The following is a 21,909-nucleotide window of genomic DNA, read 5'->3' on the forward strand; positions in this document are numbered from 1 at the left end:
CCCTAGCGGCGCGCGCTGCTGACCGCGGGCTCGCTCCACTGCTCCGGGACGGTGATCGGCTGCTCGGCCACCGTCTCCCGGGCGGGGACCTTGGGCAGCCGGTAGACCCACTCGTGGTACAGCCAGCGGGCGGCGAGGAAGCCCACCGCCAGGCAGAGCAGGCCGCCGACGGCGTCCATCCAGAAGTGGTTGGCGGTGGAGACGATGACCACCAGGGTGGCGGCCGGGTACAGCAGGCCGAGCGCCCGGACCCACGTCCGGCGGGCCAGGAAGAAGATCGCCAGGCCGCACCACGTCGACCAGCCGATGTGCATCGAGGGCATCGCCGCGTACTGGTTGGAGACGTGCGCGGCGGGGCCGGAGGCCATCGAGCCCCAGGTGCCGTGGGTCTTCACGGTGTCGATGAAGCCGCCGTCCGTCATCAGCCGAGGCGGGGCCAGCGGGAAGAAGTAGAAGCCGACCAGGGCGATCCCGGTGGTCACGAACAGCACCGTGCGGGCCGCGACGTAGCGCCCGGGGTGCCAGCGGTAGAGCCAGACCAGCACGCCGATGGTGATCACGAAGTGCAGCGTCGCGTAGTAGTAGTTCATCCCGGTGATGAGCCACCCGACGCCGTCCACGGCGTGGTTGACCGAGCGCTCGACGGCGATGCCGAGGTGGTGCTCCAGGTCCCAGATCCAGCCCGCGTGCTTCTGGGCTATCGCTTCCTGTTCGGGGACCGCGTTGCGCACGATCGAGTAGATCCAGTAGCTGATCCCGATCAGGGCCAGTTCGAACCAGATCCGCGGCCTGGCCGGGGACCGGCGCTGGGCGCTGACGCGGCTGCGCAGGGCGGCGGTACGGGACTGGGCGGCACGGGCGGTTCCCTCGGGCAGGCGGCCGGGGACGGCCTTCGCTGCGTCGGAACCGCCACCACTGGCCGCGTCGGCGCGCCCGGCGTCGCCTCGCTGGATCTCGGTCGGTTCCCCCATGGACGGCAAGTCTGCCAGACCGCTCGTAGCCGTCCGCTCATCCTCCGGAAGTGGATTCTTCACCGGCTGTCCCCCTTGAGGGCTAGGGGCCGGCTCCCACCGGGGTAGGGGGTGTTCGGGGGTTGGGTGCATACCGGTGGGACGGACATACGTCCCATTGTCACGCCCGCCGCGCCAAGGGCGTAATCGGGGTGGTCGGAGACGCTCGCCCCAGCTGGAACTTCCGTCCACGAAACCGTTTCTGCATCTTGCTGAAACATATTGCAGGCCGCTAGCTTCCTGGGAACTCGATCGCCCCTTCCCCTAAGGGAGCCCTCAGTGGCCGATGCCCCGCTCCGCCCCCGCCGGAGCACCGCCCGACGTGCTGGCCGCCGCAGACCACCAGGCCGCACGGCCGTCCTGCTGGCCGCCGCGCTGACCGCCGCCACCCTCGGCGGCGCCCCCGCGGCCCTCGCCGCCGCCCCGCCGGCCCCGCCCTCGGACGCCGCGCTGGCGGCCACCGCCGGGCGGCACGACCTCACCCGCGAGCAGTTCTACTTCGTCCTGCCCGACCGCTTCGCCAACGGCGACGCCGCCAACGACACCGGCGGCATCACCGGCGGGCGGCTGGAGAACGGCTTCGACCCCGCCGACAAGGGCTTCTACCACGGCGGCGACCTCGCCGGGCTGATCCAGCGGCTCGACTACATCCAGAACATGGGCACCACCGCGATCTGGATGGCCCCGATCTTCAGGAACAAGCCGGTGCAGGGCAGCGGGGCCGACGCCTCGGCCGGCTACCACGGCTACTGGATCACCGACTTCACCCAGGTCGACCCGCACTTCGGCACCAACGAGCAGCTCAAGGAGCTGATAGCCAAGGCACACGCCCGCGGCATCAAGGTCTTCTTCGACGTCATCACCAACCACACCGCCGACGTCGTCGACTACGCCGAGAAGCAGTACGGCTACCGGTCCGCCGGCGCCTACCCGACGCTCGACGCGGACGGGAACCCGGTGGACGAGACCGCCGTCGCCGACGCGGGCGCCCCCTGGCCGCGGACCACCAAGGACTCCTTCCCCTACACCCCGGTCTTCCGCACCCCGTCCGACGCCGCGGCCAAGACCCCGTCCTGGCTCAACGACCCGGCGATCTACCACAACCGGGGCGACTCGACCTTCGTCGGCGAGTCCGCCACCGAGGGCGACTTCAGCGGCCTGGACGACCTCGACACCCAGAACCCCAAGGTGGTGAAGGGCTTCGAGAAGGTCTACCAGCAGTGGGTCAAGGACGCCGGCGTGGACGGCTTCCGGATCGACACCGTCAAGCACGTCAACATGGCGTTCTGGCAGCAGTGGGCGCCCGCACTCAAGGACTTCGCCGCCAAGCAGGGCAACCGGAAGTTCTTCATGTTCGGCGAGGTCCACTCCGGGGACCCGGCGGTCACCTCGCCGTACGTCACCAAGGGCAGGCTCCAGGCCACCCTGGACTTCCCGTTCCAGAGCGCGGCCCGCTCCTACGTCTCCCAGGGCGGCTCGGCGCGCAGCCTCGCCGACGTCTACGCCCAGGACTACCGCTACACCAGCGCCGACACCGACGCGTACGAGCTGCCGACCTTCCTCGGCAACCACGACATGGGCCGCTTCGGCTCCTTCCTGCTCGCCGACAACCCGGGCGCCGACGACGCGACCCTGCTGCGGAAGGACCGGCTCGGCAGCGAGCTGCAGTTCCTCACCCGCGGCCAGCCCGTCGTCTACTACGGCGACGAGCAGGGCTTCACCGGCGCGGGCGGCGACAAGGACGCCCGGCAGGACCTGTTCGCCTCCAGGACGGCCTCGTACAACGCCGACCGGGTGCTCGGCGCCCCCGCCGGCCCGGCCGACCGGTACGGGCAGGACGGCGAGCTCTACCGGAGCGTCGCCGGGCTGGCCGAGCTGCGCCGGACCAACCCGGCGCTGGCCGACGGCGCCCAGATCGAGAGGTACGCCGCCGACGGCGCGGGCGTGTACGCCTTCTCCCGCATCGACGCCGGGCAGCAGGTCGAGTACCTGGTGGCGGTCAACAACGCCGCCGAGGCGAAGACCGTCACCCTGGACACCTTCTCCGCGGGGATGGGCTTCGACCGGATCCACCCGGCGGCCGGGGACCGGATCACCAGCGGCGCCGACCGGAAGGTGACCGTCACCGTGCCGGCGCTCTCCTCCGTGGTGTTCAAAGCGGGTGCCCGGCTGGCGGCCGTCGGCGCCGCGCCGGGGATCTCGGTGCAGCCGCCCGCGGACGGTTCGGCCGGGCTGGTGACGCTCGGCGCCCGCGTCGACGGCGGCGGCTTCGACCGGGTGAGCTTCGCCGCCCAGGTCGGCGACGGGCCCTGGCAGACGCTGGGCACGGCCGACACCGGGAAGTACGCGGTGACCCAGGACCTCGGCGGCGTCGCCCCCGGCACGGTCGTCCGCTACAAGGCCGTCGTGCAGGACTCCAGCGGCCACCTGCGCTCCGCCACGGCGAGCTTCACCACCGGCGCCCCCGCGCCCCGGCCGGCGCCCACCGCCGGCTCCCGCCCGTACGCCGTCGTCCACTACAACCGTCCGGACGGCGACTACGACGGCTGGAACCTCTACGCCTGGGGCGACCTCGCCGACGGCGAGGCCACCCAGTGGCCGGCCGGGCACGCCTTCACCGGGCGGGACGCGTACGGCGCCTTCGCGTACGTGCGGCTGAAGCCGGGCGCCTCGGACGTCGGGTTCGTCGTGGAGAAGGACGGCGTCAAGGACGTCGACGCCGACCGGCACCTCGATGTCGCCGGCACCGGCGAGGTGTGGCTCAAGCAGGGCGACCCGGCCGTGCGCACCGCCGACCCCGGGACGCCGAACAGCCAGCCCGCGAACACCGCCGTCATCCACTACAACCGGGCCGACGGCGACTACGACGGCTGGGGCCTGCACGACTGGACGGGCGCCGCCGCCCCGACCGACTGGGGCAAGCCGCTGACACCCGCGCGCCGCGACGCCTTCGGCGCCGTCTTCGAGGTGCCGCTGGCCCCCGGGGCGACCAGCCTCAGCTACATCCTGCACAAGGGCGACGACAAGGACCTGCCCGGCGACCAGTCGCTGGACTTCGCCGTCAACGGCAAGGAGGTCTGGATCCTCGGCGGCCGCGAGGGCTACCTGCTGCCGCAGAACCCGGCCGCCTCCTCGCAGATCGACCTCACCGGCGCCAAGGCCCAGTGGATCGACGCGAGGACCGTCGTCGTCCCGGCGAACTACGGCGCGGGCGACGAGGCCCTGGCCGGCGGCACCAGCGCCCAGCTGGTCTACGACCCGGCGGGGGGCATCACGGCGGACAAGGGCGCGCTGACCAAGCCCGGCCGCTGGCTGCGGCTCAGCCCCGTCAAGGGCGGGCTGACCGACGCGCAGAAGGCCGCCTATCCGCACCTGGCGGGCTACCGGGCCTTCACCGTCGACCCCCGGGACGCCGCCCGCGTCCCGGCCGCGCTGCGCGCCCAGCTGCTGTTCACCGAACACCTGCCCAGCGGCGCCGTGCTGGCCGCCACCGGGGTGCAGATCCCGGGCGTGCTGGACGACCTGTACGCCGGGCGGACCGGCAAGGTGGACTTCGGACCGGCCTACTACAACGGCAAGGTGGCGCTGTCGCTCTGGGCGCCGACCGCGCAGGAGGTCTCCGTCCAGGTCTTCGACAGCGCCACCGGGGGCACCCCGAGGACGCTGCCGCTGAAGCTGGACGACGAGACCGGGGTGTGGGAAGTCGTCCGCGACAAGGGCGAGTTGGACGGCAAGTACTACCTGTACCAGGTGAAGGTCTGGGCTCCCTCGGTGCGGCAGGTCGTGGTCAACACCGTCACCGACCCGTACGCGGTGGCGCTGTCCACCGACTCGAAGCGGAGCCTGGTCGCCGACCTCGACGCCAGGGAGCTCAAGCCGAAGGGCTGGGACGACCACGCCCGCCCGCAGGCCGTCCCGCCCGCGCGGCAGCAGATCCAGGAGCTGCACGTCCGGGACTTCTCGGTCGAGGACCCCACCGTCCCGGCCGCCGAGCGCGGCACCTACCTGGCGTTCACCGAGTCCGGTTCGGCCGGGATGCGGCACCTCCGGGAGCTCGCCGAGGCCGGGGTGACCACGGTGCACCTGCTGCCGACCTTCGACATCGCCACCGTCCGGGAGAACCCGGCGGACCGGAAGCTGCCGGCCTGCGACCTCAAGTCCCTGCCGCAGGACGGCCCGAAGCAGCAGGAGTGCGTGGCGGCCGTGGCCGCCGACGACGCGTACAACTGGGGCTACGACCCGCTGCACTACAACGTGCCGGAGGGCTCCTACGCCACCGACCCGAACGGGACGGCCCGTACGGTGCAGTTCCGGCAGATGGTGCAGGCGATGCACGCGGCCGGGCTGCGGGTGGTGCTCGACGTGGTCTACAACCACACCGCCGCCGGCGGCCAGGCCGAGCACTCGGTGCTGGACAAGGTGGTTCCCGGCTACTACCAGCGGCTGGACGCCGACGGCAGGGTGACGACGGACAGCTGCTGCGCCGACACGGCGCCCGAGCACGCCATGATGAACCGGCTGGTGGTCGACTCGGTGACGCTGTGGGCCCGCGAGTACAAGGTCGACGGCTTCCGCTTCGACCTGATGGGCCTGGACCCGAAGTCCACCATGCTGGACGTGCAGTCCGCGCTGCACCGGATGACGCCGGACTCGGACGGCGTGGACGGCAGGAACGTCCTCCTGTACGGAGAGGGCTGGAACTTCGGCGTCGTCGCGAACGACGCCCGGTTCGAGCAGGCCACCCAGGCCCACATGGCCGGCACCGGCATCGCCACCTTCGACGACCGGATCCGGGACGCCGCCCGCGGCGGCAACTTCATGCTGGACTCCGCCCCGCAGCAGGGCTTCGCCTCGGGCCTGTACAGCGACCCGAACGGCTCGGCCGCGAACGGCACCCCGGAGGAGCAGAAGGCCCGGCTGCTGCACCAGATGGACCAGCTGAAGGTCGGACTGACCGGCAACCTGGCCGGCTACTCCTTCACCGACAGCTCCGGAAAGCCCGTCACCGGCGCCCAGGTCGACTACAACGGCGCCCCGACCGGGTACGCGGCCAAGCCGGGCGAGGCGGTGGAGTACGTGGACGCCCACGACAACACCGACCTCTTCGACGCGCTCGCGTACAAGCTGCCGGCCGGCACCGCGCCCGCCGACCGGGCCCGGATGCAGGCGCTCGGGCTCTCGCTGACCACGCTCACCCAGGGCGCGGGCTTCGCCCAGGCCGGCAGCGACCTGCTGCGCTCCAAGTCGCTCGACTCCAACTCCTACGACTCCGGGGACTGGTTCAACGCGATCCACTGGGACCCGGCGGACGGCAACGGCTGGGGCCGCGGCCTGCCGATGGCGAAGGACAACCAGGGGCAGTGGGCGGCCGCCCGGTCCCTGCTGGCCGACCCGGGGCTGAGGGTGGGGGCGGCCGACATCCGGGCGACCTCGGCGCAGTACCGGGAGTTCCTGCGGATCAAGCAGTCCTCGCCGCTGTTCTCGCTGCCCACCCTGGCCGCCGTCCAGCAGCGGCTCTCCTACCCGCTCTCCGGCACCGCCGGTGAGACGCCCGGGGTGATCACCCTGCATCTGGACGGCACCGGGCTGCCGGGGGCGGAGAAGGGCATCACGGTGGTCTTCAACGCCACGCCCACGGCGCAGACGCAGACCGTACCGGCCCTGCGGGGCACCGGCCAGGCGCTGCACCCCGTCCAGGCGGGCGGGGCGGACCGGGTGGTGCGGGAGGCCGGCTTCGACGCCGCGACCGGCACCTTCACCGTGCCGGGCCGCACCGTGGCGGTGTTCGTCCAGCACTGATTCGTACACCCCCACAAGTTCCGGGCCCCGTACCACTGTTCAGGTGGTGCGGGGCCCGGTCGTGGTCCTGGGTGGCCCGGTTCCGTTCCGGACACACAATGGCCGGAAAGCATCGGTGGCACGGCCGGAACTGTGACGTGCCGGGTCCAACGGGCGCTGTGGGCCACCCGGCGGTGCCCGGCGGGGCCCTGAGCGCTGGTCACCGACCGCCGGTAGTGATCGAACTTTACCGGGGGCATGAAAACCGTGTTCACGAGTTCGTCACGGGGTAACACAACTGACGGACCGTCCTGCATACGGTTTCGGTATCGAATCGGCCAATCCGTGGCATGCATCTGTCATTAACGGCTCGTTTGCTGCCACGATTCCCCCGGCTGTAGACGAGGGGGCCCCACCCCCCGGTGCAGCTGTTCCAGTTCTGGTGCAGCGCGTCCCGACCCTGCAACGAGTTGTGAGCACCGCATCCGCACTCCCGTCGCACCCGGCGGGGGCCCCCACTGCGCCGCAACCGCGGCCCAGGTTCTCTCCACCGTGCGCGACCCAGCGCCGGTCGGAAAAGGAGTCCGCATGTCCCGTTACGCTCACGCCCGGAAGGCGGCGGTTGTCATGGCCGCCTCCACCGCGCTGCTGGTCACCGGCATACCGGTGATCGCCCAGGCGGCCACGCCGGACGCGCCGGCCGCCGTCGCGGCCCAGCAGGCGAACCGCGCCCAGCTGATCTCCGCCGCGACCCAGCAGAGCGCCTCCCTCGCCCAGAGCCTGGGGCTGAGCGGCGAGGAGAAGCTGGTCACCAAGGACGTCATCCAGGACGCGGACGGCACCCGCCACCTGCGGTACGAGCGCACCCTCAACGGGCTGCCCGTCCTGGGCGGGGACCTGGTGGTGCACCAGGCGCCCACCGGTGCGACCAAGAGCGTTGACCGGGCCAGCACCGCCTCGCTGAGCGGTGTCAGCACCACGCCGAAGCTGGCCGCGCCGGCCGCGCAGAGCGCCGCGCTCGCCGCCGAGCAGGGCACCGCGGTCGAGACCGCGCCGCGCCTGGTGGTCTGGGCCGCCGACAACAGCCCCCGGCTCGCCTGGGAGACCGTCGTCGCCTCCACCAAGTCCGACGGCACCCCGAGCAAGATGCACGTCGTCACCGACGCCACCAGCGGCCAGGTCATCCAGCAGTGGGACGGCATCGAGACCGGCTCCGGCAAGGGCGTCTTCGTCGGCAGCGTCACCATCGGCACCACCCAGTCCGGGTCGTCGTACCAGATGAAGGACGCCGCCCGCGGCAACGGCTACACCACCAACCTGAACCACGGGACCTCGGGCACCGGCACGCTGTACAGCAAGTCCACCGACACCTGGGGCGACGGCACCGTCAACAACGGCGAGTCCGCCGCGGTCGACGCGCACTTCGGCGTGGCGTCCACCTGGGACTACTACAAGAACACCTTCGGCCGCAACGGCATCCGCAACGACGGTGTCGGCGCCTACAGCCGCGTCCACTACGGCAACAACTACGTGAACGCGTTCTGGGACGACTCCTGCTTCTGCATGACCTACGGCGACGGCTCCAACAACACGGCGCCGCTGACCGAGCTGGACGTCGCCGGCCACGAGATGAGCCACGGCGTCACCTCGGCCACCGCGAACCTGACCTACTCGGGCGAGTCCGGCGGCCTCAACGAGGCCACCTCGGACATCTTCGGCACCATGGTCGAGTTCTCCGCCAACATCCCGAGCGACAACCCCGACTACCTGATCGGTGAGTTGATCGACATCAACGGGAACGGCACCCCGCTGCGCTACATGGACAAGCCGTCCAAGGACGGCGCCTCGGCCGACTACTGGTTCTCGGGCGTCGGCAACAAGGACGTCCACTACTCGTCCGGTGTCGCCAACCACTTCTTCTACCTGCTGTCCGAGGGCAGCGGCGCGAAGGTGATCAACGGCGTCAGCTACGACTCGCCGACCCAGGGCAACATCGCGGTCACCGGCATCGGCCGGGACAAGGCGGCGGCCGTCTGGTACCGCGCGCTGACCACCTACATGACCTCCAACACCAACTACGCCGCGGCGCGCACCGCGACGGAGAAGGCGGCCACCGACCTGTACGGGGCCGGCAGCGCCGAGCTGACCGCGGTCAGCACCGCCTGGGCGGGCGTCAACGTCGGCACGGCGCCCAACCCGGGCGGCGTCACCGTCACCAACCCGGGCAACCAGTCCACCGCCGTCGGCGGCGCGGTCAACCTGGCGATCAAGGCCACCGGTGGCACCGCCCCGCTGACCTACTCGGCCACCGGCCTGCCCACCGGCCTGTCGATCAACTCCTCCACCGGCGTGATCACCGGCACCGCCTCCACCGCGGGCACCTACAACGTGACCGTCACGGCGAAGGACTCGGCCGGCAAGACCGGCACCACCAGCTTCACCTGGACCGTCTCCACCGGTGGCGGCGGCTGCACGCCGGCCCAGCTGCTGGGCAACGCGGGCTTCGAGTCGGGCACGGCGACCCCGTGGACGGCGTCGAGCGGCGTGGTGGACAACAGCTCCTCGCAGGCTGCCCACGGCGGTTCCTGGAAGGCGTGGCTGAACGGCTACGGCTCCACCCACTCGGACTCGCTGTCGCAGACCGTGAGCATCCCGGCGGGCTGCAAGGCGACGCTGAGCTTCTGGCTGCACATCGACACCGCCGAGTCGGGCAGCACCGCGTACGACAAGCTGACCGTGACGGTGAACGGCACCGCGCTGAAGACCTACTCCAACGCGGACGCCGCGGCCGGCTACCAGCAGCGCACCTTCGACCTGTCGGCCTACGCGGGCCAGACGGTCACCGTGAAGTTCGCCGGGACCGAGGACGCCTCGCTCCAGACCAGCTTCGTGATCGACGACACCGCCGTCCAGACCGGCTGAGCCCGGTCCGGCTCCTGAGGGGCCGGTGAACCAGGACAGGTGAGGGGCCCGGTGGCTACGGCCGCCGGGCCCTTGTCGTGCCGTCCCGCCTCCGGGAACCCGAACGGAGGCTCGTCTCCGGGGACCCGAACGGGAGCCCGTCTCCGGGGACCCGAACGGGAGCCCGTCCGCTGGGATCCGACCCGAGGTCTTGACGCCCTCCGTGAGCGCCTCTAGGTTCAGCGCTGCAAGTTTCCGGCAAGTTACAGAAACTTCCTGCAGGTTCACCCTCCGGCTGCCCCCACCCCAGCCACCCCCAGGAGACGACGTGGTCACCACCGCCCCCACCCGCCGCCGGCCCGCCCGCGCGGCCGGCGCGCTCGCCGCCTCGGCGGCGCTCGCGCTCTCGCTCGGCACCTCCCTCGGCGCCCCCGCCGCCCAGGCCGCCCCGCCCGCGAACAACGGCAAGGACGTCACCGCCACCCTCTTCGAGTGGCGCTTCGACTCCGTCGCCCAGGCCTGCACCTCCACCCTCGGCCCCAAGGGCTACGGCTTCGTGGAGGTCTCCCCGCCGCAGGAGCACATCCAGGGTCCGCAGTGGTGGACCTCCTACCAGCCGGTCGGCTACCGGATCGCCGGGCGGCTCGGCGACCGCACGTCGTTCAAGAACATGGTCACCGCCTGCCACGCGGCCGGCGTCAAGGTGATCGCCGACGCGGTGGTCAACCACATGTCGGCGGGCTCCGGCACCGGCACCGGCGGCACCGCCTACACCAAGTACAACTACCCCGGCACGTACCAGGACCAGGACTTCCACGGCTGCCGCCGGGCGATCGGCAACTACCAGGACCGCGCCGACGTCCAGAACTGCGAACTGGTGGACCTCGCCGACCTGAACACCGGCAGCGCGTACGTCCAGACCACCATCGCGCACTACCTGGACGACCTCGCCTCGCTCGGCGTCGACGGCTTCCGGATCGACGCCGCCAAGCACATCGCCGCCGCCGACCTCGCCGCGATCAAGGCCAAGACGGCCAACCCCGGTGCCTACTGGGTCCAGGAGGTCATCTACGGCGCCGGCGAGCCGATCCAGCCCACCGAGTACACCGGCACCGGTGACGTGGACGAGTTCCGGGTCGGCACCGACCTCAAGCGGATGTTCACCACCGACAAGCTCGCCAACCTCAACGGCTGGGGCGCCTCCTGGGGCTACCTGCCGAGCGGCCAGGCGCGCGGCTTCGTCGACAACTGGGACACCGAGCGCAACGGCTCCACCCTCAACTACACCTACGGCAACACCTACACGCTGGCCAACGTCTTCCTGCTGGCCTCGCCGTACGGCGCCCCCAACGTCTACTCCGGCTACTCCTTCACCAACAAGGACGACGGCCCGCCGAACGGCGGCACCGTCAACGCCTGCTACCAGGACGGCTGGAACTGCACCCACGCCTGGCGGCAGGTCGCCAACATGGTCGGCTTCCGCAACGCGGTGGCGGGCACCGGGGTGACGGACTGGTGGTCCAACGGCAACAACGCGATCGCCTTCGGCCGCGGCAACAAGGGCTACGTCGCGATCAACCACGAGAGCGGCGCGATCACCCGGACCTTCCAGACCGGGCTGCCGGCCGGCACCTACTGCGACGTCCAGCACGGCGACCCGCAGCCGGGCGGCGGCTGCACCGGCCCGACCTACCAGGTGGGCGCCAACGGGCAGTTCACCGCGACGGTCGGCGCGGGCGACGCGGTCGCGCTGTACGTCCAGCCGGGCGCGAGCGCCTCCGGCGCCTCGTTCAACGTCAACGCGACCACCTCGTACGGGCAGAACCTCTACGTGGTCGGCGACGCGGCGGCGCTCGGCGGCTGGGACGCGGCGAAGGCGCTGCCGCTCTCCTCGGCCGGCTACCCGGTCTGGTCGCTGTCACTGTCGCTGCCGGCCGGTACGTCCTTCCAGTACAAGTACGTCCGCAAGGACGCCGGCGGTGCGGTGACCTGGGAGTCCGGCGCCAACCGGACGGCGACGGTGCCCTCGGGCGGGACGGTCACGCTGAACGACACCTGGCGGCCGTGAGCCGCGGGCCCCGGTCCGTAGCGGGTCCCCGTCGGCCTGGTCCGGCGGGGATCCCCCGGTAGGGGGCTGGTTCCGGGGGGCTGCTCCCGGGAACCGGTTCCGGGGGCCGGGGGAGGGGCGGCGCCGCCACCGCGCCGTACGGGTGGCGGCCGGTCCGTCATCCCCGCCCGACGTACGGCATGGCCGTCGCCATCACGGTGGCGAACTGGACGTTGGCCTCCAGCGGCAGCCCGGCCATGTGCCGCACGGTGCGCGCCACGTCGGCCACGTCCATGGTCGGCTCGGGCGCGATCCGGCCGTCCGCCTGCCGCACGCCCGCGCCCATCGCCGCCGTCATGTCGGTCGCCGCGTTGCCGATGTCGATCTGCCCGCAGGCGATCCGGTACGGGCGGCCGTCCAGCGACAGCGACTTGGTCAGCCCGGTGACGGCGTGCTTGGTCGCGGTGTAGGCGATCGAGTGCGGGCGCGGGGCGTGCGCGGAGATCGAGCCGTTGTTGATGATCCGGCCGCCCTGCGGGTCCTGCGCCCTCATCTGCCGGAACGCGGCCCGGGCGCAGAGGAAGGCGCCGGTCAGGTTGAGGTCGACCACGGCCCGCCAGTCCTCGACCGCCAGCTCCTCCACCGGGACGGCCGGGCCGAAGGCGCCGGCGTTGTTGAACAGCAGGTCCACCCGGCCGTGGCGCCCGGCGGCCGCGGCGAACAGCGCGTCCACCGCGTCCGGGTCGGTGACGTCGGTCGGCAGCACGTCGGCCGGGACGGCGCAGAGCCCGGCGGTCTCGCGCAGCGGCCCGGGCCGGCGCCCGGCCAGCACCGTCCGCCAGCCGGCCGCGGCCAGTTCGACCGCCACGGCGCGGCCGATGCCGCTCCCGGCTCCGGTGACGACGGCGATGCGCTGGTCCATGGCAGCCTCCTCGATGACCGGTCCCGGCGGCCCCGGGCCCGCCCTGCAGATCGTTCCGGATCGGCGGGCCGCCGTCACCGGTCGGATCCTCCGCGATCCAGGCGGTTCGACGGGGGTTCGGCGGCCACCCCCGCCGTCCGGCCCCCGCCGTCCGGGGGAAGCGGTGAGGGCCTTGACCCGACTGCGGACAAACATTGGATTTCCGGTGGCCACCGCGCAACCGGGCCACCCTGGCCTACGTCATAAGATCGCAGGAAGGCGCACCCCCGCGAGGGGCGACGCCACCATCACTCGGGGGACGCACCAGTGCCGTGCCCCCGGGCCTGTCCGGCCCCACCGGGGGGCCGCCGCCCGGTCAGACGGACCGGGCGCGACATCGGTCGGAGAGTCCTCACCGTGCTTAGGCAGTCGTCCCGTTCCCGCGCCGTCCTGTCCGGCGCCGCCGTGCTCGCCCTGGCCGCCTCGCTCGCGGCCTGCGGGAGTTCCGGCGGTGGGAAGGGGGACAGCGCCACGGCGAACGCCACCCCGGCCGGCGGCAGCAGCTCGGCGGGCAGCCCGAGCGCCACCGGCACCGGCCCGGCCGCGACCGGCAGCGCGACCCCGGCCGCCGCCGGCAAGGTGCTGATGCCCACCGGGCCCGCCGCAGCCCTCAACAAGGTCCGGGACACCGGCGCCGGCCCGATCTTCATGACCAAGGTGACCGGCGCGAAGTCCGGCGTCACCGGCCAGGTCTGGGTATGGCTGCCGCCCGAGTACAACGACCCCAAGTTCGCCAAGACCGGCTTCCCGGTGCTCACCCTGTTCGCGGGCGGCCAGAGCAACGGCTACAACACCTGGACCGACAACCAGCTGCCGATCCAGGAGGAGAACGAGCGGCTGGTCAAGGAGGGCAAGTCCCACCCGTTCATCATGATCATGCCGGTGCAGAACTTCAACAGCGACGAGAAGAACGCGCTGGACTGCTCCGACATCCCGGGCCAGCCCAAAATGGGCACCTGGATGGCCGAGGACCTCCCGGACTTCGTCCGCGCCAACTTCCGCACCGTGAAGGGCCGCGACGGCTGGGGCGTGATGGGCGCCTCCACCGGCGGCTTCTGCAGCGCCAAGCTCGCCCTCCAGTACCCGCAGGTCTACAAGGCCGCGGTGCCGATCGACGGCTACTTCATCCCGGACTCGGGGCTGTGGAAGGGCCACGACGCCGAGCGCGCGGCCAACAACCCGGACGTGCTGGTCGCCCAGGGCAAGGCCGACGTGAGCATGCTGGTGACCGCGGGCGGCGCCAACCCGTACGAGACCAGGGTGGTCAAGAGCTGGGTGGCCAAGGCGGTGCCGCCGCTGAGCCTGGAGTACCACGAGCAGCCCGGCGGCAAGCACCTGACCTCGGACTTCAAGAAGATGATCCCGGACACCCTGGTGTGGCTCACCGCCCACCTGGCGGGGCCGGCGGCCGACTGAGGCCCTGCGCCGCACCGCTCTCATCCGCTCTCACCGCTTTCATCCGCTCTCATCCGGGCCGCCGGTGCCGGGACGCGTTCGCGCTCCCGGTGCCGGCGGCCCTGCTGTGCTGACTGTCCTGCGGTCCTGCTGTCCGGCGGGCTCTCCGGCTGCCGGGTCCGCCGCAGGTCGCCGTAGGGTCCCGCAGCCCGTCCGCAGGCCCGTGACCTGCGCGTCAATCGGACATTGATTCGCTTCTGATCGACTGCGAGCACCTTGGCTGGGGCGGTCATCGACCGGCCGCCGCCACCCGTGCCCCAAGCCGTGAAGAGAGTCCCATGCCGATCCACCTGGTGCCCCAGCCCGTCCCCACCGTGCCCGCGCAGGGCCGGCCCGGACCCGCCCCGCTGGGCGCGGACGCGTACGGACGGGCCGCGGACGACGAGCCGGTCACCCTCCGGTTCGCCGGGCTGCGCCTGGTGCACGCCGCGCTGCGCCGGGACCTCGCCCGGCTGCCCAACGCGCTGCGGCTGCTCCAGCCCGGCGAGGACGACAAGGGCGAGGCGCTGCTGAGGCACTGGAACTTCATGACCGCGATGCTCACCTGCCACCACGAGCAGCAGGACACCCGGCTCTGGCCGATCGTGCGCCGCTTCGCGCCCGAGCTGCGGCTGCTGCTCAACTGGCTGGAGGACGACCACCACAACCTGGACCACTCCTTCACCCGGGTCACCACGCTGGTGCGGATCGCCAGCCGGGACACCGGGAGCGCCTGGCCGGTCGCCTACGCGATGGAGGACCTGGCGGCCCGGCTGGAGACCCACCTGCGGATCGAGGAGCGGCAGCTGCTGCCCCGGATGGAGCGGGTGGTCCCCGAGGGCTCCCGGCTCGGCGGGCTCGGCGAGCTGCTGGACCTGCTGCGGCTGGCCGACGGCCCGGGGATGGCGGACGCGCTGGTCTGGCTGCTGGAGGGCGTGCAGCCCGCGCTGGTCGAGCGGCTGCTGGCCGAGTGCGACGACGACGTGGCCCGCAACTGGCCGCACTGGCACGCGACCTACCAGCGCTGCACCTCGCCGCTGTGGGGCCCGGCGGACGGCGCCGCGGACGGCGTCGCGGACGGTCCGGCCGGGGGGCCGGCCGACGGCACCGGCCTCGGCTTCGATGGCCCGGGGAGCATCGCCGACTGACCCCGGGGTGTTTTCGCGGGCCGTTGATCTACGCGCGTGGCATGGGCCTCCGGCATATGCCGGAAGCCGCCGGCCACCAGATGGTCCGTCAACTCCCTGTATCCCGTAGGGGATTCGACCCACCGCTCTCGGGGTGCGGACGCCTCGGCCGCTCCGGGCCGTACCAGGGGAGGCGTCCCGCCGACGGTCGATGGCGGGCCGCGCCCGCCGCCCTACCGTCGACGGCATGACCACAGCGCGCAGCACCCCGGACCCCCACCCCACCCGTCCCCGTACCCGTCCCCGGACCCGCTTCCGGCGCGGGCCCGCGCTCCTCGCCGCCGGCGCCGTCCTGGTGCTCGGCGCCGGGCTGACCGCCTGCGAGGGCGGCGTGGCGCTCTGCCTGGACGACCACAAGTGCACCGTCGGCATCAAGACCGACAAGGCCGACGGCACCAAGACCGTCAAGGTCTTCGGCGGTGACGACCCGATGTCGATGACCGTCGGCCGCATCACCGACGACTCGGCCGAGGTGACCATCGGCGACGACCGGAAGACCGCCACCAAGGACTCCGAGACCACCGTCGGCAGCGCCCGGGTCACCCTGCGCAAGACGAACAAGGGCGACCACTACGCCGAGGTGCACGTCGAGCGGGACTGACCCGCCGCCGGGCGTGACGACGCGCTCCCCGGCGCCCGCGACGACCCTCCCCGGCGCCCGTACCGACGTTCTCCGGCGCCTACTCCGGCAGGCGGTTGAGCCACTCCAGCGGGGCGACCCGGATCGTCGTGTTCGGCGAGCCGTCCCACTCCGCGGGGAGCCCGACCGCCTCCAGCGCGGCGACCACCGACCGCCCGACCTCCACCGTCCGGCACTCCGAGACCTCGGCCGTCTCCTCCTCGCCGCGGAACCCGCCGTAGCGCAGCATCAGCCCCCGTCCGGCGGCCGCCGCCTCGGTGTCCTGCTGGTGGAAGAAGACGAAGCCGACCGAGTCCTCCCCGGCCTCGCCCCCGATCTCCGCGTAGCCGCAGCCCGCGCAGCAGGTGAAGTCCATCGCCGCGACGATGCCCTCGTCCTCCAGTGCGTCGAAGGCGTCCGCCAGTCGGTCCACGTCGGTGGTCTCCGGCCAGGCCGTCTGCTCGGCCAGCCGCCGGGCCCACAGCGGAGCGACGATCCGCTCCGCCTCCTCCTGCGTCAGCCCCCGGTCGTCGAAGGCCTCGACCAGGGACTCGGCTATCTCGTCCGGCTCCTGGAAGCCGCACCGGATCAACTCGCCGGCCCGCTCCTGGGCTTCGCGCAGCACGTCGGGGATGGAAAGCGTCTCCTCGGTCATGCCCGCATCGTCGCACCCGCCACTGACAATCCGCGGGCCCGCGGCGCCGCCGTCCTGCTACCGTCCGCCGGTGACTTCTCTGCTGCAACCACCCCTGATCACTCGGCTGCTGGCCGCCGAGCGCATCCTGGTCGCCGGGGCCGGCGGTGGCTTCGACGTGTACGCCGGGCTGCCGATCGCCCTCGCCCTGCGGGCCGCGGGCAAGGAGGTGCACCTGGCCAACCTCTCCTTCAGCCACCTCTACGGCCTGCCGAGGGAGGTCTGGGAGGAGCCCGACGTGGCCCGGATCGGGCCGGACACCGCCGCCCCCGAGGGCTACTTCCCGGAGCGCACCCTGGCCCGCTGGCTGAACCTGCACCGGATGCCCGACACCGTGTGGGCCTTCCCGACGGTGGGCGTGGGGCCGCTGCGCGAGGCCTACCGCGCACTGGTCCGCCGGCTGGGCGTGGACGCGATCCTGCTGGTGGACGGCGGCACCGACATCCTGATGCGCGGCGACGAGGCCGGGCTCGGCACCCCGGAGGAGGACATGGCGAGCCTGGCCGCGGTGGCCGGGCTGTCCGAGGTGCCCGAGCGGCTCGTCGCCTGCCTCGGCTTCGGCGTCGACGCCCACCACGGCGTCAACCACTCGCTGGTGCTGGAGAACCTCGCCGCGATCGACCGGGCCGGCGGCTACCTCGGTGCCTTCTCCCTGCCGCGGGACAGCCGGGAGGGCGTGCTCTACCTGGACGCCGTCGAGCACGCCCGGGCGGCGTTCCCGGAGCACCCCAGCATCGTCAACGGCTCGGTGGCGGCGGCGCTGCGCGGCGAGTTCGGCGACGTCCGCTTCACCGAGCGGACCAAGGGCGGGGCGCTGTTCGTCAATCCGCTGATGACACTCTACTTCGGCGTCACGGTCGAGGCGCTGGCCGCCGAGAACCTGTACCTGGACCGGCTGGAACGCACCGTGGTGACCCGCCAGATCGCCACCGCCATCGCGGAGTTCCAGGACGGGCTGCCCCGCCAGCGCCCGCCCCGGCAGTTCCCGCACTGACCCGGCACGGGCGCACCGGGCGCCGGGAGGGCCGGCCGGTCAGAACGCGGCGAGCCGGAACTCCAGGTTCCCGAACCGCACCTGGTCGCCGGCCCGGACCCGGACGCCGCCGGCGATCCGGCGCCCGTTCACATGGGTGCCGTTGGTCGAGCCGAGGTCGTACAGCACCCAGCCGCCCTGCTCGTGCCGCAGTTCGGCGTGGTGCCGGGACACCGAGGCGTCGTGCAGCCGCAGTCCCGAACCGGGGATCCGCCCGATTGTCAACTGCCCGGCCCCGGCCTGCGGCAGGCTCAGCCCGGGCAGCCGCTCGGTGCGCCAGGCCCGGCCCAGCCGGGTGCCGAAGGCGGACGCCCGCCCGACCGTGCGCAGCACGAGGCGCTCGACCGGCCCGCCGGTCGGCAGCCCGGCCACCGCCTCGTCCAACTCGCCGCGGCTGGTGGCGTGCAGGACGACGTCCACCCGGCCGAGGAAGGTGTCGTGCGAGAGCCGTCCGCTGCCCGCGCCGTCCCGCAGCATCCCGAGCGCCTGGTCCCGTTCGGCGTCGGAGGGCCGGACGGCGCCGGCCGGCCCGGCCGCGCCGGTGGGGAGGTCAGGAGGCGTCATGGCCAAATTGTCGGCGCGGCCGACTCCGGCTGTCCAGATCGCGCCGTGCGCGGGCGCGGGGTTCGTACGTCACGGCAGTCCAGACGCCCTTTGCGGCCGGTCGGTTCCGCCCGTTCCGGGGGCGCCGAACGGCTTGTTCGCGACCGCCGTACGGCTCGTTCCCGACCGCCGTACGGCCGGTTGCCGACCGCCGTACGGGCCGTCAGGCCTTGCGGGCGGCGGCCAGGATCTTCTCGGTGGTGTGCAGGAACCGGGAGGTGACCGCTCCCCGGTAGGCCTTGCCGAACATGTCCTTGGTGACCCACTTGCCGTCCTGGAGGTGGATCACCACGTACGCGGCCCCCGGACCGGCACCGAGCACCTCGACGTCGCCCTTCGGCGAGCGGTAGGGGAGGGCGAGTTCGGCGGGCAGCGGTTCGGAGAGGAACGCGACGACCAGCCGGACGTCCGGCGTCACCTCGACACCCCGGAACGGCTCGGCGGCGAGCAACTCGGCCACCTCGTCCACCGTCCGCAGCAGCACCGGCACCGGGTACCCGAGGGCCTGCTCCAGGTGCTCCTCGATCCGCCGGGTCAGTGCCGCGCGGCCCGGTTCGGCGGTGGACTCGTCGGTGGTGAAGAAGACGTTGCCGCTCTGGATGTAGGAGCGCACGTTCCCGAGCCCGAGTTCGGCGAAGAGCGCCCGCAGCCGCTCCATCCGCACCGTCCGGCCGCCGACGTTGATGGCCCGCAGGAAGGCGATGTACGTGGTCGTGGTGGTCACCCCGCCAGTGTGGCACCGGCCACCGACAACGACCCGGAGGGCGGCCACCTGCTCGTCCACAACCGGCACCGGGGCCGGCCGGTGGAGGCGATCCGGCTCCACCGACCGGCCCGGTCGGCCACAACGGTTCTACGGCAGCACGGACTTGAGGGCCTCGGGAGTGCGGGCCACGACGGCGTGCCCGTCGTCCGCGGTGATGATCGGGCGCTGGATCAGGATCGGGTGCTCGGCCATCGCCGCGATCCAGCGCTCCCGGTCACCCTCCTCCCGGGGCCAGTCCTTCATCCCGAGGTCCTTGGCGGTCTGCTCGTCGGTGCGGGTGATGTCCCACGGCTCCAGGCCCAGGCGCTCCAGCACCTGCGCCAACTCGGCCGCGGTCGGCGGCTGCTCCAGGTAGCGCCGGACGGTGTACTCGACCCCGGCCGCGTCCAGCTCGCCGAGGGCGGTTCGGCACTTGCCGCACCGCGGGTTGATCCAGATCTCCATGCCGGCCACCCTATCGAGCCGCCCGCCACCGCCCCGGGACCCGCCGCGCGCGATTCAGCCCCCGCCCGCGGCTTCCGCCCCTGCCCGACACCCCGCCCGTGGGCCGCCCCGCGGTCCTGCCCGCCCCGCCCGCGATCCGGTCCGTACGGGAACTCCGCCGAGCCCACCGGCGGTTGACCACACAGGAAGTGCGATCTCGGGAGGGGAGCACCGCATGGACGGCGCGGCGATCATCGAACAGCTGATGACCACGGAGGTCAGGACCGATCCGTACCCGCTGTACGCCAGGGCCCACGAGCTGGGCCCGGTGGCCCCGGCCGGCGACGGCATGTTCGTGGTGAGCGGCTACGCGGCGGTCAACAAGGTGCTGCGCACCCCCGCCTTCGGCGTCGCGACCGCCGAGATGATGTCCGGCCTGGCCCCCGAGTACGCCGTGCACGCGTCGCTCGCCCTGTTCGGCCGCTCGATCCTCCAGCGCAACGCGCCCGACCAGCCCCGGGTCCGCTCGCTGATCGCCTCGGTGTTCACCGCCCGCCGGGTCGCCGCGCTGCGCCCGGCCGTGGAGGCGGCGGTCGACCGGCTGCTGGACGGGATGGCCGAACAGGGCGCCGACGGTTCTCCGGTGGACTTCATGGACGCCTTCGCCTTCCGGCTGCCGGTCGGGGTGATCTGCGAGCTGCTCGGCGTCCCCGAGCAGGACCGCTACCGCTTCCGCGACCTCGCCTCCGACCTGACCGTCGCGCTGGAGATCGTCCAGGACCTGGACGAGCTGGCCGCCGCCGACCGGGCCGCCGACGAGCTGGCCCGGTACTTCACCGAACTGGCCGCCGAGCGCCTGGCGCGGCCGCAGGACGACCTGGTCACCGACCTGGCCCGGATCGCCGCCGCGGACGACGAGCGGCTCTCCGCCCAGGAGTTGCTGGCCAACCTGGTGCTGCTGCTGGTGGCCGGCTTCGAGACCACCACCAACCTGCTCGGCAACGGCCTGGCCCTGCTGTTCCGCCACCCCGAGGCGGCCGCCGGGCTGCGCAGCGGGGCGATCAGCCCGGCCGGGTTCACCGACGAGGTGCTGCGCTTCGACTCCCCGGTCCAGGCCACCGGGCGGGTCGCGCTGGAGGACGGCCTGACCGTCGAGGGCCTGCCGGTCCCGCCCGGCAGCGAGGTGACCCTGCTGATCGGCGCGGCCAACCACGATCCGGCCCGGTACGAGCGCCCCGACGTCTTCGACCCGACCCGCACCGACAGCCAGCCGCTCAGCTTCGGCGGCGGCACCCACTTCTGCCTGGGCTCCCAGCTGGCCCGGCTGGAGGCCGAGGTCGCGGTGCCCGCCCTGCTCGACCGCTTCCCCCGGCTCGCCCCCGGCGGCGTGCCGACCCGGCGCGACCGGCTGGTGCTGCGCGGCTACGAGACCCTGCCGGTGACCGTCCGCTGACGTCGCCGTGACCAGCGGTTCCCGGGGGCGGCAGCGAGTGGGGGCCGGTTCCCCCGGCCCCGGGAACCGGGACCTCCGGCCGCGCGCGGCTGAGCAGTCCGTGGCTGGGCCGTGCGCCGCTGAGCAGTCAGCGGCTGAGCCGCTCGGGGAGAGCGTGGCGTGGGGGCCTGCTCGCCGACGCCCTGGCCGTCCTCGCCCTCACTCCGGACGTCCCGTAGGCCCGGCCCACTCCCAGAGGTTCGCGAACAGCTCCGCCTGCTCCCGGGCGTCGTCCAGCGCGTGGTGGGTGTGCGGCAGGTCCGGTAGCAGCTCAGGCGGCATCGAGCGCTTCCCGATCCCGGCGAACGGCACCCCGGCCCGCGCCGCGTACAGCGTCTTCAGGTCCAGGCAGCCGGAGTGCCCGAACGGGCTGGAACCGGTGAACCGCACCAGGTACCAGTAGAGGAACTGCCAGTCGTACACGGCCGGGTAGCCCACCATCACCGGCCGGTACCGGCGCCCGTCCGGCCCGTTCCGCACCCCCTCCACCCAGTGGCCGAAGGCCCGCATCGCCGCCCCGGGGTCGGCCCCCTCCGCCTCCAGCGCCGCCCGGTCCAGCCCCGACACGGCCAGTGCCTGCGGGTCGTACTCCGGGCTGATCGGCCGCAGCTCCCGGTAGAACGCCGCCGCGCCCGTCCCCGGCCGCCGGAGGCCCTCGCCGTCGTGCCAGCCGGCCACCACGGCCCCGAAGCTCACCATCGAGTACGGCCCCGGGATCGGTCCGTCCGCCTCCACGTCCACCGACACGTACACGGTCGGTGTGACCCTGTCCTTGCGTCCCATGCCTCCATCCAACCCGGCCCGGCAAGCGCATTTCCCGCCGCGGCCCGACGCCTCCGGTCACCCGAACGGGCCGGTGAGGATGCTTCCGGGCACGGGACTGCGCAGGCTGCTGGCAACGACCGGGCCCGACCGGCCCGACCGGGCCCCGAGGGCGCGGCACGGGAGGACGAGATCGACG

At 72.8% G+C, this 21,909-nt stretch carries 15 protein-coding genes; 8 read left to right on the top strand and 7 right to left on the bottom strand.

Annotated elements, in window-relative coordinates; translation table 11 throughout:
* Positions 1-2: 2 nt before the first annotated feature.
* Positions 3-971 carry a phosphatase PAP2 family protein gene (locus ACFY0X_RS04615; RefSeq protein WP_387748728.1) on the bottom strand — a complete coding sequence of 323 codons (969 nt, stop codon included), beginning with the start codon at positions 969-971 and terminating at the stop codon, positions 3-5.
* A gap of 318 nt (positions 972-1,289) precedes the next feature.
* On the opposite strand from ACFY0X_RS04615, the gene pulA reads away from it, so the two are divergent.
* The 3 genes from pulA (at position 1,290) to ACFY0X_RS04630 (ending at position 11,757) form a co-directional block, all read left to right on the top strand.
* The gene (pulA, locus tag ACFY0X_RS04620) at positions 1,290-6,809 is read left to right on the top strand and encodes a pullulanase-type alpha-1,6-glucosidase (RefSeq protein WP_387748730.1); all 5,520 of its coding nucleotides are present in this window, start codon (positions 1,290-1,292) and stop codon (positions 6,807-6,809) included.
* A gap of 567 nt (positions 6,810-7,376) precedes the next feature.
* The gene (locus ACFY0X_RS04625; protein ID WP_387748732.1) at positions 7,377-9,710 is read left to right on the top strand and encodes a M4 family metallopeptidase; all 2,334 of its coding nucleotides are present in this window, start codon (positions 7,377-7,379) and stop codon (positions 9,708-9,710) included.
* Positions 9,711-10,017: 307 nt separating this feature from the next.
* Positions 10,018-11,757, top strand: a complete 1,740-nt coding sequence (locus ACFY0X_RS04630) for a carbohydrate-binding module family 20 domain-containing protein (RefSeq protein WP_387748734.1) — start codon at positions 10,018-10,020, stop codon at positions 11,755-11,757.
* A gap of 157 nt (positions 11,758-11,914) precedes the next feature.
* Here ACFY0X_RS04630 and ACFY0X_RS04635 read toward each other — a convergent pair whose 3' ends face one another.
* A complete protein-coding gene (locus ACFY0X_RS04635; protein ID WP_387748736.1) occupies positions 11,915-12,658 on the bottom strand; it encodes an SDR family oxidoreductase in 744 nt (247 codons plus the stop codon).
* Positions 12,659-13,054: 396 nt separating this feature from the next.
* Between ACFY0X_RS04635 and ACFY0X_RS04640 the strand changes: the two genes are divergently transcribed.
* From ACFY0X_RS04640 to ACFY0X_RS04650, 3 genes are all read left to right on the top strand, one after another.
* Entirely contained in the window at positions 13,055-14,113 is a 1,059-nt protein-coding gene (locus ACFY0X_RS04640) for an alpha/beta hydrolase (protein WP_387748738.1), read from the top strand.
* A gap of 317 nt (positions 14,114-14,430) precedes the next feature.
* Entirely contained in the window at positions 14,431-15,279 is an 849-nt protein-coding gene (locus ACFY0X_RS04645) for a hemerythrin domain-containing protein (RefSeq protein WP_387748740.1), read from the top strand.
* Positions 15,280-15,505: 226 nt separating this feature from the next.
* Complete coding sequence (locus tag ACFY0X_RS04650; RefSeq protein WP_387748742.1) at positions 15,506-15,919, top strand: hypothetical protein; 414 nt, start codon at positions 15,506-15,508, stop codon at positions 15,917-15,919.
* A 79-nt stretch (positions 15,920-15,998) separates the two neighbouring features.
* Here ACFY0X_RS04650 and ACFY0X_RS04655 read toward each other — a convergent pair whose 3' ends face one another.
* Complete coding sequence (locus ACFY0X_RS04655; RefSeq protein WP_387748744.1) at positions 15,999-16,592, bottom strand: DUF6891 domain-containing protein; 594 nt, start codon at positions 16,590-16,592, stop codon at positions 15,999-16,001.
* A gap of 70 nt (positions 16,593-16,662) precedes the next feature.
* Here ACFY0X_RS04655 and ACFY0X_RS04660 point away from each other — a divergent pair, with 70 nt between their 5' ends.
* Positions 16,663-17,625, top strand: coding sequence for a DUF1152 domain-containing protein (locus ACFY0X_RS04660; RefSeq protein WP_387748746.1), 963 nt, complete (start codon positions 16,663-16,665; stop codon positions 17,623-17,625).
* Between the two features lie 39 nt (positions 17,626-17,664).
* Here the strand turns inward: ACFY0X_RS04660 and ACFY0X_RS04665 are convergent, their stop codons facing one another.
* From ACFY0X_RS04665 to ACFY0X_RS04675, 3 genes are all read right to left on the bottom strand, one after another.
* Complete coding sequence (locus tag ACFY0X_RS04665) at positions 17,665-18,228, bottom strand: FHA domain-containing protein (RefSeq protein WP_387748748.1); 564 nt, start codon at positions 18,226-18,228, stop codon at positions 17,665-17,667.
* A gap of 202 nt (positions 18,229-18,430) precedes the next feature.
* On the bottom strand, positions 18,431-18,991 hold the full coding sequence (locus ACFY0X_RS04670; RefSeq protein ID WP_387748750.1) for a DUF1697 domain-containing protein: 561 nt from the start codon (positions 18,989-18,991) through the stop codon (positions 18,431-18,433).
* Positions 18,992-19,120: 129 nt separating this feature from the next.
* Positions 19,121-19,477 carry an arsenate reductase family protein gene (locus ACFY0X_RS04675; protein WP_387748752.1) on the bottom strand — a complete coding sequence of 119 codons (357 nt, stop codon included), beginning with the start codon at positions 19,475-19,477 and terminating at the stop codon, positions 19,121-19,123.
* 214 nt (positions 19,478-19,691) lie between these two features.
* On the opposite strand from ACFY0X_RS04675, the gene ACFY0X_RS04680 reads away from it, so the two are divergent.
* Positions 19,692-20,909 (top strand): cytochrome P450, encoded by a 1,218-nt coding sequence (locus ACFY0X_RS04680; RefSeq protein WP_387748754.1) that lies wholly within the window; start codon positions 19,692-19,694, stop codon positions 20,907-20,909.
* 198 nt (positions 20,910-21,107) lie between these two features.
* On the opposite strand, the gene ACFY0X_RS04685 is transcribed toward ACFY0X_RS04680, so the two are convergent.
* A complete protein-coding gene (locus tag ACFY0X_RS04685; RefSeq protein WP_387748756.1) occupies positions 21,108-21,731 on the bottom strand; it encodes an exonuclease in 624 nt (207 codons plus the stop codon).
* Between the last annotated feature and the right edge of the window lie 178 nt (positions 21,732-21,909).

Source organism: Kitasatospora sp. NPDC001547, from assembly GCF_042894165.1.
Lineage (GTDB): Bacteria > Actinomycetota > Actinomycetes > Streptomycetales > Streptomycetaceae > Kitasatospora.